Origin of the sequence: Suipraeoptans intestinalis (assembly GCF_009696485.1) — a bacterium.
GTDB lineage: Bacteria > Bacillota > Clostridia > Lachnospirales > Lachnospiraceae > Suipraeoptans > Suipraeoptans intestinalis.
Map to the genome: position 1 here is coordinate 958396 of NZ_VULY01000018.1, position 14974 is coordinate 973369.

Consider the following 14974-nt stretch of genomic DNA (forward strand, 5'->3'; position numbering starts at 1 on the left):
TTTGGCCCCTACTCTTTCGTAGGAGCAAGGATATCCGGGGAAACTTCCCCAAATTACACTGTGTCACAGTGGTTCATACTACCATATTTTTTAGCGGTTTTCAAGTGGTTTCTCTAAATCTCTTGTGCTTTTTTCCACCAGCGGTCGGGCCATCATGATCTGATGTCCGCAGCCTGTACACTTTAGGCGGAAGTCCGCCCCTACCCGCAGGATCTCCCATTTTTTGCTTCCGCAAGGATGCGGTTTTTTGAGAGTTACCACATCTCCTACTTCATACTTGTAGTTTGCCATACGATCACCCTTTGTCCGATTTTTCCTTTTTTGAGGATGTTTCTATTCTTCCTTCACTCTTACGCCCCGCACCACAAAACGATTCTCATCGCCTGCACTGGTACAGGTCGAAAGGGTCACGATCCTGCTGGAGGTATCCACTGCAATGCCCGTATCATACTGTGCCACATCTTTGGTCATGGTCAAAAACTTCTGAAAAGCCTCATCCGTCGCAAACTGTGTCAGGTAGCTGTCCGATGTGTCTTTTACCTCCCCCACCGAATAAATCTGGTAGGTCAGCTTCTTCCCATCCGGCGTATACAGGTAAAAATAGGGGTTCGCCTCCCAAAAAGACTGTTCTCTGTAATCCTCCAGATGCCGGAACATGGAACCGTCCCGCATCCAGTGTCCGTAGATCAGGGTGTGCCTGTCTGAAAAGTCCGCACTGGCATTGGCATCCAGGAAAATGGCGCCCACCGTATTTTCATTCTCGGAAAAGGTTTTGGACAGATACTTTTCATTGTCGCTGCCCTGAACCACCGGATAGTTGATCACAGACGGTTCCGGGTCAAACCGGATCCACGCTACCGTATCCGGATTGATCTTCTTCAGTTCCTCAAAATTCACTGAAAATGTCTCTTCTCCCTTTTCGTCCTTTTTGGTCTCAACAGCCAGTTCCCGCACCTTTGCATACTCCTTCTTCCCGGTGTTGTATCCCTTCCAGATCTTAAACAGTTGGAATCCCGAAAAGCAAAATACGCCGATCGCCACCAAGAGGATCAGGTTTGACAGGATGCTCCTGCCCGTCACCTTTTTCTGCTTTTTTTTCTTTCTATGGTAATAAGGTTTTTTTTCTTCTTTCATCTTTTTATATCTCCCGCCTTCTTTCTATTCCCCGCCATTATAGCACAAGGCTCCCCTTTTTGAAAATATTTCGGAGCATTTTCCCTGCGGGTGAAAATTCCGGTGATTTTAAATTGACGAACCCTTTATCTTTTGATAGAATGAGAAAAGATAATCTTTGGCGCCATAGCCAAGTGGTAAGGCAGAGGTCTGCAACACCTTCATCACCAGTTCAAATCTGGTTGGCGCCTTCGCATATTTTCAGGGACATCGATCATCCAAAGCGGATCGGTGTTTTTTTATTTTCCGCCGTTTCTCCGCTTCTCTTTTGTTTTGCCCTTCTTTGCTTTAAAATCCCAAGGTATCGTCCACCAAAATGACTTTGATTCGGTTTTTCTCTCTGGAATATCTGGTGATCAACATCTGGCAGCAGATGGTAGAAGGCGTCTTACAGTCAAAGCAGGTTCCCAGTCTGCAACAGGGAGTGTCCAGTCCCAGCCGCTGTGTATTAATGGGCGCCGCCTCATTCCTTGTCCTGGAAATGGCATCCTCTACGCTTTTTACCACTTTATTCATCCCCGCAACCACGATCACGTTTCTGGGTCCGGATGCAATAAAAGAAACCCGGTTCCCCAGTCCGTCCATATTGACCAGTACGCCGTCCGAAGAGATCCCATTGGCGCTGGTCAGGAAATAGTCGCATCCATAAGCAGCTATTTCTATGTTCCTTCTTTCCTCTCTGTCTTTTCCCAGATCCCTGTTGAACACCTGAAAATCTCCTTCACAGACCGCCTGCTTCAATCCGATCTCTGCGATTGACAGGGATCCTCCCCAGGACACGCTGCTTCCTTCTTTGATCCACTCCAAAGCCTTTTCTTTCGCCTCTTCTCTGGTTTCCACGTAACAGGCTTCCATATTTCTGCTTTCCAGCGCCTTTACCACCTGTTCTCCTAATACTTTATTTCTTTTTCTGCGGTTCATCTTTTTTCCTCCTTCATGCGTTCGTTTGTGCTCTTCTTTACAATCCCCTTCCCCAACCTGTTTTTATTTTACACAAAATCTCTCCACATTCAAAGCGTCTTCTTTTTCTCGGCATTCTTTCCTCCTTTTATCTGATGCTTTACTCCTTTTTCCGGCAAAACCCTTTGTTAAAAAGAGTTTCGGATGATTTTTTTGTCCATTTTTCATAAATTTCTATTGCATTTTCCTCATTTCTTTTATATAATCAAGAAAATAACAATAGAAAACAGTTACTATTATCTTTATCAGATCAGAAAAGGAGTGATTCAATTGAAAACAGTCATCATCGGAACCAATCATGCCGGCATCGCGGCAGCAAACACTTTACTGGATACCTACAAGGATCAGGAAGTCGTTATGATCGACCGCAACACCAACCTCAGCTATCTGGGTTGTGGAACGGCTCTGTGGGTAGGAAGGCAGATCGAAAGCTATGAGAATCTTTTCTACACCAACGAGAAGGCGTTTGCCGAAAAAGGCGCAAAGATCCACATGGAAACATCTGTCACGGAAGTAGACTTTCAAAATAAAGTTGTCTGCTGTGAAAAAGCAAACGGCAGCAAGTTCCAGGAAAGCTATGACAAGCTGATCCTTGCTACCGGTTCCCTCCCCATTTCTCCCAAGATTGACGGACATGACCTGGACGGCATCCATTTCCTGAAGCTGTTTCAGGAAGGACAGGCAGTGGACGCAGAGCTTTCCAAAGAAGAGGTGCAGACGGTTGCCGTGATCGGAGCCGGATATATCGGCGTGGAAATTGCAGAAGCAGCAAAACGCCGCGGCAAAAATGTGTTGCTGTTTGATGTGGAATCCACTTCTCTTGCCAGCTACTATGACGAATGGTTTTCCAAAGACATGGATGAAAATCTCAAGAAGCACGAGATCGACCTTCACCTGGGCGAAAGAGCCACGGCTTATCTGGGCGAGGAACGTGTTCAGACTCTGGTAACGGATAAAGGCTCTTACGCCGTAGATCTGGTGATCAACGCCATCGGATTCCTCCCCAACAATGCTTTGGGAAAAGATCATCTGAAATTATTCAAAAACGGCGCCTACCTGGTAGACCGTCATCAGCAGACCAGCGATCCCGACGTATATGCCATCGGCGACTGTGCCAATGTGTATTCCAATGCCCTACAGCAGCCGGCCTATATCGCACTGGCCACCAACGCAGTCCGTTCGGGCATCGTAGCTGCCCACAATATCGGCGGCACACCTTTGGAATCTATTGGCGTGCAGGGATCTAACGGTATCTCCATCTTCGGATACCACATGGTTTCTACCGGCCTTTCTGTAAAAGCGGCAGAAAAGTTTGGCCTTTCTGTAAAATACACGGATTTTGAGGATTTACAGCGGCCCGGATTTATGACGCACAATGCCAATGTAAAAATCCGTATCGTATACGAAACTTCCTCCCGCCGTGTCGTTGGAGCACAGATGGCTTCCTTTGAAGATATTTCCATGGGAATCCATATGTTCTCCCTCGCCATTGAAGAAGGTGTTACCATTGATAAGCTGAAACTTCTGGACATCTTCTTCCTGCCCCACTTTAATCAGCCCTACAATTACATCACCATGGCTGCATTAAGTGCAGAATAGAACCCACTCGTACAGACAACCAGAAAAGACACAGGCTTCTGTAACCGGATCCGGCGGCGGATCTTCCCCGCCGGGTCACAGAAAATACCCTGTGTCTTTTTTGGTTGTCACGATTTTAGATTTGTGGCGCCGGAAAGAAAATCACGTCCTTCTGCTCCGATGACATCCACAGTCATCGCCCTATCCTTTGATTCCGGATTGCGCTACCCCTTCAATAAACTGCTTCTGGAAAACAAAAAACAATAAAATGATAGGAATGACCGCCATAACGGCTCCTGCCATCTGCATGGGATATTTTGTCGTATACTGTCCCTGTAAGGTAGAGAGCGCCGGCCCAAGGGTCATCATCTTTGGCGATGTATTCACGATCAGTGGCCACATAAAATCATTCCAGGCAAATTTAGCTGTAAAAATGACCAGAGACACAATGCCCGGTTTTACAAGAGGCAGCATGATTCTCCAGAAAATCTGAAATCTGCTGCAGCCATCCAAAAGAGCCGCCTCTTCCAGCTCCTTTGGAAGCGAAAGAAAAAACTGCCGCAGCAAAAACGTCCCGAAAGCGCTGAATAAATTTGGCAGAAACAGCGCCGGTATCGTATCCAAAAGCCCCAGTTTTTGAATGATCTGATACTGGGGAATGAGAAAAATCTGTCCCGGAACCATAAGCACCGACAAAATGATCACAAAAATAATATTTTTAAAAGGAAATTCGATCCGTGCAAACGCATAGGCAGCCATAGAGCAAAACACCACCTGCGCGACCGTTGTTACCGCCGTAGAAATAATCGTATTCAGATATACTCTGGTAAATGGCAGCGCCGTTATGATCTGCTGATAAGCCGTCAAAAGAAATTTCTTCGGAAAGATCGTAGGCGGTATCTGCATCGCTTCCCCTACCGTCTTAAAAGAGGTCAGTACCATCCACGCAAAGGGAAATACCGTAATCCCAATCCCAAGGAGGAGCAATATATGGATCCATATCTGTTTTCCTATCCTTCTGTCTTTCATCTTTTCCCCTCCTTAGTCATAATTCACCCATTTTTTCTGTACAATCAGCTGTGCGACCGTAATGACCATGATCACAGCAAAAATCAAAACAGAGATGGCTGCCGCATATCCCTTGTATCCATAATCAAACGCCTGCCGGTAGAACAGCATTACCACCGTCTGCACATCCGCATATGCCGGATTTGTCTTTGTCACCATCATATACACTACGTCAAACACTTGAAAACCACTGATCACAGATGTGATCATCACAAAAAAGATCGTGGGTGTCAACATCGGTATGGTAATCTTGAAAAATCTCTGCAGAGGTCCCGCTCCGTCAATGGCTGCCGCCTCATAGTAGGTTCTTGAAATTCCCTGCATTCCTGCCAGAAGGATAATCGTGTTATATCCCACCGTCATCCATAATCCTACGATCATGATCATAAAAAGCGCTGTTCCGGAATCGGTCAGCCATCCATGCCCCTTTCCGCCCAGTGCCCTTATCACACCGTTTAGGATCCCCATTTTTTCATTGTAGATCCATTTCCATACCATGGCTACAGCCGCAGCCATGGTAACGGATGGTAAAAAATATAGTGTTCGATAAACAGAGGTTCCTTTGATTTTTGTGTTCAGTAAGGCTGCAATACAGATAGACAAAAACATTCCTGCCGGCACCGTTATGATTACATATTTCAGCGTATTCCCAAAACTCTTCCATACCTCTTCGTCCTGTAGCAGCTTTTCATAGTTCTGCAAACCCACAAAATTCGTTACATTAAACTTATTTACGCTGTTGAAGCTAAACCATATATTCTGCAAAAACGGCCAGATGTAAAATACCAGCAGTCCCAGTGTAACCGGCGCAATGAAAAGATAGGCTGCGATCCAGTCCTTTTTCTGTCTCCTGCTCACTCCTTTTTTTGCGCCTTTTCTTGCTTTTCTTTCAGCCATACGATCACCCATTTCGTTTTTCTTATTTTGTCAACAGTGCATCTGCCTCTTTTTTCAGTTCCTTACAAACTTCTGCCAACGGCTGCTCTCCATTGTATGCCTTTTGAAGATACGTTGCCTCCAGATCATACAGTTCTGCCGCCTTGGGGCAAACAGGAAGAGGATATGCCTTCTCTGCATGATTGGTATACGCTGCAAGATGATAGTTCGGATTTGCATTTGCAAAATATTCCTGTGCGTCCGTCCTTGCCGAGATTACAACTCCTGTTTCTCCCTGTATTTTCATTGCTTCCTTGCTTCCCATCCAGGTGGCAAACGCGATGGCTTCTTCCTTGTTCTTGCTTCCTTCATAAACTGCATACCCAAGACCATTGATACAGTTGTCTTCTATCCCGTTGAACGTAGGAATCTCAACACAGTCGATCTTTTCTGCGATCGCATCATTTCCCGCATATTCCGGCACCATGTACGAACCGGCAAAATTCATTGCAAGCTGTCCTCCCTCGAACATGGCGTCTGCGGTTGTCTCAGAAAGTGCCGCCGCACTAGGTGACAATCCCTTGTCTATCATATCGATCCAGCACTGGATTCCCGCCTGCGTTTTTTCGTCTGTATAGCCGGTCTCTGTCTTGTCTTTATTCAGGATATATCCTCCGTTTGCAAATACTGTCTGGTAATACCAGGTCTGAAAGTCTACGGGGCACGCAAACGGATACACCCCATCCGGGAGTCCTGCTGCCTTTAATTTTTCCGCCAGCGCCACCAGGTCTTCATAGGTCATATCGTCTGTCGGATATTCTACGCCTGCCTTGTCAAAGATCTCTTTGTTGTACCACAGGGCATTGGTATCAAAATCCTTCGGCACAGCGTAGTTCACACCGTCGCGGACATAGTTTGATACCAGGGTTTCCGGAAAACTGTCTGCAATATCCGTCTTTTTAACCGCATCTGTCAGATCCGCCAAAATCCCGCCTTCCACATAAGCATCCAGATGCAGTACATTCAGCCAGAATACGTCCGGCGCCTTCCCGCCTGTCGCAGCTGCTTCCAGCTTTGTCCAATATTCTCCGCCCTTATATGGCGTCAGTTGAATCTCGATCGTAACATCCTTTTGCTCCTTTTCATATGCTTTCGCCAGCTGTTCCATGGCATCCCTTTGTTTTTCATCCCAGATTCCCAGGGTCAGGGTCGTCTTCCCGCTTTTTGCACTTCCTCCCTCGCCTTTTCCTCCGCAGGCTGCCAGCATCGTCACACTCATTGCCGCACATACACAAACGGCTGCCAGTTTTTTCCAGTTTCTTTTCATAATGCTCCTCCTTTTCTTTTCCGTTGATAAGACATCTATTATGAAGCCGTTCCGGTCATACCCGAAGGGCTCGCATACGCTTCCTGTAACGCTTTTACAAATTCTTTTAAAACTACCGGTTTTCCGGCGCGGAGTCTGGACTGCTCTGCCGCCAAAGCACAGTAATGACTTTCCAGAGAACGCTCCAGGGATGTGATGTGTCCACTTTCTTCCTTTTTCCCGGAAACCAGTTCCAGAAATTCTTCCACCATACGCCGGTCTCCGCCGCCATGTCCGGAAAAGTCGTCGGACAATCCCATAACATCCACCTTTATCTCCGTGACTTCTGCATCAAATCTGCGAATACAGATTTCTCCTTTTTCCGGTTCCTGGGAATCCATATTTACAGTAAGCTCTCCCCGCGTTCCCATGAATTTTGCATGGCGGGAAACCGAGGAGGTAAATCCGCTCATGGTAAAGCTCATCGTCGTTCCGTCCGTCATATTCAGATTGACCACCTGGTGGTCTACCACGTTGTTGTTGCACCGATAAACGCAGCGGCCATATTTTCCGGTCCGCAGCGCCTCCATCAACGTTTCTTCACTGGGTCCTTCCGGAACAAGCACATCCAGCGGCCACTGGCGGTGCCCTGTCCGGTACCCGATGATCCGGTTGTCCATATAGATTTTTTCTGCGTCAAACGGACACTCCCGTCTTGCCTGACACCCATCCAGGCATCGGTCCGTACTTCCCTCCGGAGCGTTGTCTTTTTTAAAGTGACACATGCTCCCGTAAGAAGACACGGACTCACAGGTTTTTCCTGCCAGCCACAGATACAGATCCATATCATGGCAGCATTTCTGAAGGATCATCGGGCTTGTTTCGTCAGAATTTGACCAGTTTCCACGAACGAAGCTATGTGCCTGATGAAACCACCCCACGTTTTCCGTTGCTGCGATAGATACCACCTCTCCAATGGTTCCCGTTTCCAGAAGTTCCTTTACCTTTTGATAAATGGGTGTGTACCGCAGCACATGACAGACTACTACCCGCCGCCCATATTTTCTCGCAGCCTCCTCCAGTCGGATACATTCCTGCAGGTCGGGAGATACCGGCTTTTCCAACAGCAGATCATACCCTTTTTCCAAAGCAAGCAGCGCCTGCGGTACATGCTGACGATCCTGTGTTGCGATGATCGCTGCATCTGCCATCCGCGTGCAGGCAAATAATTCTTCTGCGCTGGTAAAACAACGCTCCTCCGGGATATGATACTCTTTTGCCGTCATTCTCAGCTTTTGAAGATCCGGATCCGCTATGGCAACAATCTCCATTTTTCCCGGATCCAGTCTGGCAAGCTTTGCATACTCTTCCCTTCCTCTGCTTCCCAGTCCTGCGATCACAACCTTTACACCTTTTTCCATTCTCCCACCTCTGTTTTCGTTCCTATTCTGTAGATCTGTTGGTAAAAGTCCACGGTTACTTCTGTTCCGTCTGCAAATTCCGTTTTCTGGATCCCCGGATCCTTGTTCACCATCGTGTGCCTTACCATTTCACATTTTGCAATTTTTTGGTGCAGCCTTGAAACAGCCTTACATCTTTCGATTTTTTCTTCCAGGCTGAGCCGGATTCCCTCGTCAAATGCACCATCCACATTCGGGTAAGCCCCGTCCCTGCAAAGATACGGCGCTCCTCCGTTTAAGAGCGCATAGAGCATATAGTCTTCCGTCTCACTGACTTTTTCCATCATCCACGGCACGATCAGACAGTCGTGATAAACCAGACTGAACAGGGGCACCGGAATCCCGTACCTGGGACTTCCCGGCTGACGGAGCATAAAATCATAAGGAGCATAATGACTGAATACCATGCTGGGTACACACCAGTCGCTTACTTCTTCGGAGCTTGGAAGGATCCCTTTTGACATCAGATAGTCAAAGCAGCGGTTTCTTTCCTCCTGACAGTCTTTTCTGGTCATCCTGTGGCGGGGATTGTTACATTCATCTCCCTCATTGCAGGTGAACACATCCAGATACGCACAGTCCAACTGGATCCCCTGCTCTTCCAGCGCCGTGAAATTTCTTCTGACATAATAGGGCGCCTGCGTTCCGCACAGGTAAGACTGCGGTCCGCCTGCCCATCTCTGATGTGTCGGGATGCTGCCGTCTACCAGACGACAGGCGTACTCTTCCTCAAAGCTGGCTGCCGATCTGTAATAATCCCTATATTGATCGTGAATCCCAAACAGATCGCCACACCGGTGCATGGTATCTGCCAGCTCTTTCATTCCTTCCCGGCCTCCGGCTTCTTTACATGGGGGCATATAGTCGGGATGATTGTTGTCGTACCCCGGCTCTGCCCATCCATCCAGATGCAGATACAGCTTTCCCGCGCCTTTTTGATGCAGGTCAGCGATCTCTTTTGCCCTTGTGGCAAATCCGGTCAGCCAGTTATTTTTATCCGGATGCTTTGCATCGTAAAAATCTGACTGTGGCTGCACATAGGTCTTAATTCCCTTGTGCAAAAAACTGCAGCCGATCAGCTCATCCACCCGCTGTACTCTGGCAGCCTTTTCTGCTAGCGTGCAAAGCCTTCCGTCTTCCTTTACATACCTTCTGTAAATTTTGCAGGCAGTATTGTAGTCTCCTTCTTCTATCAGGGTATACCGGGTTATACGCCTGTACTCCATCTTTCCCAGGCTGGGCTCAAACCAGATCCCCACCTGCGTATACGGTCCTTGTTCAGGGTGCTTCACTCCATACCCTGCGTTCCACGGAGTCGTACAGATCGCCACATAGCCTTCTTCTCCTCTAAACTGTGCGAACCACGGCATATATCCGCCGGCTGTTCCAAAACGTCCTTCAAACGGAATCTCATCCAGCTTTGTTTCCCATGTGTTTGGGATCAATACTCCCTGCTGCATATTCAGTACCGTATACCAGTCAGGGCTTGCTTTCTCAAAGGCCATATGTCCGGGCCAGTATACCCGCCGGATCTGCATCCCTTCTTCGCACAGAGGGATCCATTCAAAAAATACGTCTCCTGTACAGGCTTCTATCCAGACAAGGGTTTCAAATTCATAGGAACAGCTCTTTCCATCGCTCTCAAATCCTCCAAAGTGGCTACGGATCCCTGCCCCTACTCCATTTTCCACAATTTCATGCCGGATAGTTGTTGCATCTGTGAATTTCCACGTGTTCTCTTCACTTTCCATCCGGGGAACATATCCTTGGTCCCATTTCCAACAGGCTTCCCCCCTTAAAAGTGTAACGTTCAAGGTTGTCTCCTCTATCCTGATTTCTGTTTCATTCTTTTTTACGCTTAGCATGATATCCCCTTCATTTCATTGGTAAAATCACCAATTTTCTGTCAGCTTTTTACACATTATATTATAACTTGCACATAATTGTTTGATATTTCGTCCTTGCTTCTTGTCTAATTATCCACACCCTATTACAATATTGTCAGGAGGGCTTTTATGAGCTATGTAAAAACAGTACTGGAACATTCCATTGTTATCGATTCTATTATTACCATCCATTATTTCGAATACATGAAAAATTTTGAATTCCGCGGAGAAGCTCATGATTTTTGGGAATTTCTGTATGTGGACAAGGGAACCGTTGCCGTCTGCGCCGACCGTACCTGGGTCACACTCCATACCGGTGATATCATTTTTCACCAGCCTGACGAATTTCATGCGATCAAATCTATCGGAAAAGATTCTCCCAACCTGGTGGCAGTTTCCTTTACTTCCGCTTCTTCTGCCATGGATTTTTTTATTCACAAAACCTTTACCCTCAGCAGAGAGGAACGCTCTCTGATCTCCGGCATGATCGCTGAAGCCAGACAAACTTTGTCTACTCCCTTACATATTCCGTCCATCGAGCAGATACAGATAAAGGAATGTACCCCCTTTGGCTCCCAGCAGATGATCCTTCTTCACCTGGAGCTGTTTCTGATCACGCTGGTGCGGGAACACCAGGATGAGCACCAAGCCTCCCGCCCTGTCCACAGATTTTCTCCGGTACAGGAATCTGCTGAGCAGGAACGTCTTTCTGAAATTTTAAAATACATGGAATATCATATTTGTGAGCATCTCCATGTTTCCGACATCTGCAATACCTTTTCCATTTCCCGATCCGCCCTTCAGTCTCTGTTCCACAAACAGCTCCACTGCGGTGTGATCGACCACTTTAACAAAATGAAGATCCAGCGGGCAAAGGATATTATCCGGGACGGTACCATGACCATGACGGAGCTGGCCTATTTCCTTTCGTACGGCTCTCTTGCGTATTTCTCCAGGCAGTTTCGCATCTCTACCGGAATGTCCCCTTCCGCCTATGCTTCTTCTGTCAAGGGCATCAGCGATGGACTTCGAAAAGTCGATGACGACGCAACTCCCTAGCTTCGGAAGCCTGCCTGCTTCTTCCGGCATTCCATTTTACAAAAAGGACGCCTCCAAAAATGCTTTGTAGCATCTGACGGCTTCATAAATATCCGCTTTGCTTGTCGTTTCCCAGGGGGCATGCATACTTAATACCGCTACTCCACTGTCGATCACTTCCATTCCATACACAGACATCAGATACGCAATCGTACCTCCGCCGCCTACATCCACTCTCCCCAGCTCTGCCGTTTGAAAACGTACTGAGGCCTTTTCCATAATCCCGCGAATCTGTGCAATATACTCCGGGTTGGCATCATTGGATCCACTCTTGCCTCCCGCTCCAGTATACTTGTTGAAGACAGGTCCCTCTCCTAAAAACGCTGCGTTTTTCTTTTCAAAGGCGTCCTCATACATAGGATCGTATCCGGCGCTTACATCAGATGAAAGCATTTTTGAATTTGCAAGGGTCCTTCGAAGCAGCAGATCGCTGTAGTTTTCTCCCTCACGCAGCAGCAGATATTCCGCCACCGCATTTTCAAAAAACCGTGATGTCATTCCACTGGCTCCCACACTCCCGATCTCCTCTTTATCAACGAGAAGGCAGCAGTTGGTTCTTGTAATCTCCTGCGCCTCCAGCATGGCAAACAGGGAAGAAAATGCACACACCCTGTCATCCTGTCCATATGCCAGGATCATGCTCTGATCCAGCCCGCACTCCCGCGCTTTTCCTGCCGGTACGATCTCAAATTCGGCAGACAGAAAATCTTCCTCTTCCATGCCGTATCTGTCCCGCAAAAGCTTCAGGATCCCCTGGCTTACCGGATGCTCCCCTTCCTCCTGTGCGCGGTTTCCGATCAGAAGATCCATTTGTTCCCCATCCACAAACTTGTCTGCGCTCTGCTCCCGTCTTTTCTTGTCCAAATGTGGAAGCAAGTCTGTGATAACCAGAACCGGATCTGTTTCTTCTTCCCCCACACATATCTCTATCTTTTCTCCGGATGTTTTGACGACTACCCCGTGTATGGCCAGCGGCAGAGCCAGCCACTGATATTTTTTCACCCCGCCGTAATAGTGCGTGTCCAAATAGGCAAGTCCTTCTGTTTCATGCAGTGGATTCTGTTTGATATCAATCCGAGGAGAATCAATGTGCGCACCCAGGATATTCATTCCCTGCTCTATGGGCGCCGCCCCTGCGTGGAATAAGACAAGCGCCTTTCCCATATAATCCAGATAGGCTTTATCTCCCGGCCGCAGTTGCTTTCCGGTTCCTATTAGCTCTTTCATATCCTGATAGCCTTCTTTTTTTGCCAGTCTGATTGCTGTTTTTACGCATTCTCGTTCTGTTTTCCCTTCATCCAGACAATGCCGGTAATTCTCCGCTGTCTTTTCCAGTTCTTCTAACTGACTGTTTGTGTAAGTCTGCCAAAGATTCTTTCGTTCCATCTTATTCCCTCTCTTTTCTTATATTTTTTGTTTCCCGAATTAGGTATCTGCCTCTATTATAGGGCAACCTTTTTTCAGACGACTCTCTGGATTATCCTGCCGAATTGCACAATCGTCCTGATCCTCCCTTTCTTGTACCACTCCTCTCCCTTTCGGAACAGATGCTCCGTAATTCCTGCCGATAGCTCCTCTCACCAGGGGATATACAAACGTCCCGGCCGGTGTTATAATAAACGGGATATCTATAAAAGGAGGCGAAATGTATGGACAGTTGTGATAGTCGAAGTATGTATGACGATGAAAAAGACCTGCCTTCCGTTCCAAGTGTCCGCAGCGGCGCCCTTTTGTAACGAAATTCCAGGCCTTTTTCCATCGTCCTTGAAACCGCACCGATGTGTGCCGCGTTTATGCGATGGATTTTTTATGCCCTTTTTTAAGGAGAATGGAGGCTGTTATGGAAAAAGAAAGACGAGAAGAAATTGTAGTTCGCAGCGAAATTTTGGCTATTATAAGAGGACGGCTGTCAGATCGGGACCTGGCCGAAAAGCTGCATGATTACCACGAACATGATATTGCGCAAAGCCTGGACGAATTAACAAAGGAAGAGCGTATCCGCCTGTATCACATTCTTGGGCCCGAATGGATATCCGGGATCGTTTCTTTTATGGACGATCCTGCCGAATATGTTGCAGAGCTTGAAATCCCTCAGCTTGCCGCCGTCATCAACAAAATGGATTCTGACGATGCCGCCGATCTGCTGCGGCTCCTGGATGAGGACACAAAAAGCAGGCTGCGTCCCATCCTGACGGAAGATGTAAAGGCCGACATCAAACTGATCCATTCGTATGAGGAAGATGAGATCGGCAGTCTGATCACAAATAATTATATCTGCATCAAAAACACCTTAACCGTTCGCCAGGCCATGCACGAGCTGGTAAAGCAGGCAGGGGAGCATGACAATATTTCCACCATTTATGTCGTCGATGAAAAAAACACCTTCAGCGGAGCTATCGATCTGAAGGACCTGATCATCGCCAGAGAGCACGACCATCTGGATTCTCTGATCAGCTATTCTTATCCGTATCTGCCCGACCACGCAAAGATCTCTGACAGCATCGAGCGTATTAAAAATTACGCAGAAGCTTCTCTTCCTGTCCTAAACGCAAAAAAAGAGATCATCGGAATCCTGACTGCCCAGGAAGTGATTGAAGCAGTAGACGATGAACTGGGAGAGGATTATGCAAAGTTTGCCGGTCTGACCGCCGAGGAGGACCTTCGGGAAACCACCGGGATCAGTATGCGGAAACGGCTTCCCTGGCTGATTATCCTTTTGTTTCTCGGTATGATCGTATCTTCTGTCGTCGGTGCTTTTGAAGCTGTCGTGGCTGTTTTGCCCATTGTCATCTGTTTTCAATCGCTGATCCTGGATATGGCCGGGAATGTGGGAACACAGTCCCTGGCGGTAACGATTCGTGTTCTGATGGACGAAGATCTCAGTGCCAGAGATAAGGGGATTCTGGTTTGGAAGGAAATGAAGGTGGGATTTTGCAACGGACTGCTTCTGGGAGGCCTGTCCTTCCTTTTCCTGGGACTGTACATTGATTTTTTCAAAGGCTATTCCCTGCTTTCCGCGTTTTTAATCTCCGGCTGCGTAGGCACTTCCCTGCTGCTGGCCATGGTCATTTCCAGTCTGGTAGGGACTCTGATCCCTTTGTTCTTTCATAAAGTCAAAGTGGATCCGGCGGTTGCATCCGGCCCTCTAATCACCACCATCAACGATCTGGTGGCAGTGGTCGCCTACTATGGTCTGACTTGGATCTTTCTGATCCAGATGCTTCACGTCGCCTAGTCCTCTGCCTTTGTCCTGCGCATACAAAAAAGACGATGAGGCCGCTTCGTCTCATCGTCTTTTTTGTATGCCTGCTGCAGACCGCCGTGACGGTTTCCTTACAGCCTCTTTGTAAAAGGCGCAGACCGGATTTGAACCGGTGAATCAGGGTGTTGCAGACCCATGCCTTACCACTTGGCTACTGCGCCATACATAACAGTGACTCCGACGGGAATCGAACCCGTGTTACCGCCGTGAAAGGGCGATGTCTTAACCTCTTGACCACGGAGCCAGATTTGGTCTCTCAAAATCGACCGAATTTTATCCTACCACACCTTCCACTCTTTTGCAAGAG

The 14974-nt window shown here is 47.7% G+C and carries 12 protein-coding genes and 3 tRNA genes; 4 read left to right on the plus strand and 11 right to left on the minus strand.

The genetic code is table 11. From position 1 onward, the window contains the following. Positions 1-90: 90 nt before the first annotated feature. Positions 91-291, minus strand: a complete 201-nt coding sequence (locus tag FYJ34_RS05270) for a DUF951 domain-containing protein (protein ID WP_154476792.1) — start codon at positions 289-291, stop codon at positions 91-93. A 42-nt stretch (positions 292-333) separates the two neighbouring features. Next, entirely contained in the window at positions 334-1134 is an 801-nt protein-coding gene (srtB, locus tag FYJ34_RS05275; protein WP_154476794.1) for a class B sortase, read from the minus strand. Positions 1135-1293: 159 nt separating this feature from the next. Between srtB and FYJ34_RS05280 the strand changes: the two genes are divergently transcribed. Next, positions 1294-1364 (plus strand) — tRNA-Cys (locus FYJ34_RS05280). A gap of 97 nt (positions 1365-1461) precedes the next feature. Here the strand turns inward: FYJ34_RS05280 and FYJ34_RS05285 are convergent. Beyond that, entirely contained in the window at positions 1462-2094 is a 633-nt protein-coding gene (locus FYJ34_RS05285; RefSeq protein WP_154476796.1) for a lactate utilization protein, read from the minus strand. Positions 2095-2397: 303 nt separating this feature from the next. Between FYJ34_RS05285 and nox the strand changes: the two genes are divergently transcribed. After that, positions 2398-3732: a H2O-forming NADH oxidase gene (nox, locus tag FYJ34_RS05290; protein WP_334296367.1), complete on the plus strand. Its 1335-nt coding sequence runs from the start codon at positions 2398-2400 to the stop codon at positions 3730-3732. A 180-nt stretch (positions 3733-3912) separates the two neighbouring features. Here nox and FYJ34_RS05295 read toward each other — a convergent pair whose 3' ends face one another. The 5 genes from FYJ34_RS05295 to FYJ34_RS05315 are packed head-to-tail and all read right to left on the minus strand — an operon-like array spanning position 3913 to position 10286. Continuing rightward, positions 3913-4740 (minus strand): carbohydrate ABC transporter permease, encoded by an 828-nt coding sequence (locus FYJ34_RS05295; RefSeq protein ID WP_154476800.1) that lies wholly within the window; start codon positions 4738-4740, stop codon positions 3913-3915. 12 nt (positions 4741-4752) lie between these two features. After that, a complete protein-coding gene (locus tag FYJ34_RS05300) occupies positions 4753-5676 on the minus strand; it encodes a carbohydrate ABC transporter permease (RefSeq protein ID WP_154476802.1) in 924 nt (307 codons plus the stop codon). Positions 5677-5698: 22 nt separating this feature from the next. Then, positions 5699-6982: a sugar ABC transporter substrate-binding protein gene (locus FYJ34_RS05305; protein WP_154476804.1), complete on the minus strand. Its 1284-nt coding sequence runs from the start codon at positions 6980-6982 to the stop codon at positions 5699-5701. 38 nt (positions 6983-7020) lie between these two features. After that, on the minus strand, positions 7021-8382 hold the full coding sequence (locus tag FYJ34_RS05310) for a Gfo/Idh/MocA family protein (protein WP_154476806.1): 1362 nt from the start codon (positions 8380-8382) through the stop codon (positions 7021-7023). Further along, positions 8367-10286 carry a DUF5696 domain-containing protein gene (locus tag FYJ34_RS05315; RefSeq protein WP_154476808.1) on the minus strand — a complete coding sequence of 640 codons (1920 nt, stop codon included), beginning with the start codon at positions 10284-10286 and terminating at the stop codon, positions 8367-8369. Before FYJ34_RS05315 ends, FYJ34_RS05310 begins: the two co-directional genes overlap by 16 nt. A 150-nt stretch (positions 10287-10436) precedes the next feature. On the opposite strand from FYJ34_RS05315, the gene FYJ34_RS05320 reads away from it, so the two are divergent. Beyond that, entirely contained in the window at positions 10437-11366 is a 930-nt protein-coding gene (locus FYJ34_RS05320; protein ID WP_154476810.1) for an AraC family transcriptional regulator, read from the plus strand. A gap of 36 nt (positions 11367-11402) precedes the next feature. Here FYJ34_RS05320 and FYJ34_RS05325 read toward each other — a convergent pair whose 3' ends face one another. Then, entirely contained in the window at positions 11403-12791 is a 1389-nt protein-coding gene (locus FYJ34_RS05325) for an aminopeptidase (protein ID WP_154476812.1), read from the minus strand. Positions 12792-13245: 454 nt separating this feature from the next. Between FYJ34_RS05325 and mgtE the strand changes: the two genes are divergently transcribed. Continuing rightward, positions 13246-14640, plus strand: a complete 1395-nt coding sequence (gene mgtE / locus FYJ34_RS05330) for a magnesium transporter (RefSeq protein ID WP_154476814.1) — start codon at positions 13246-13248, stop codon at positions 14638-14640. Between the two features lie 116 nt (positions 14641-14756). Here the strand turns inward: mgtE and FYJ34_RS05335 are convergent. Together FYJ34_RS05335 and FYJ34_RS05340 are read right to left on the minus strand one after the other, a co-directional pair. Then, a tRNA-Cys gene (locus FYJ34_RS05335) sits at positions 14757-14828 on the minus strand. An 11-nt stretch (positions 14829-14839) separates the two neighbouring features. Then, positions 14840-14911: transfer RNA gene (locus FYJ34_RS05340), tRNA-Glu, on the minus strand. Positions 14912-14974 lie beyond the last annotated feature (63 nt).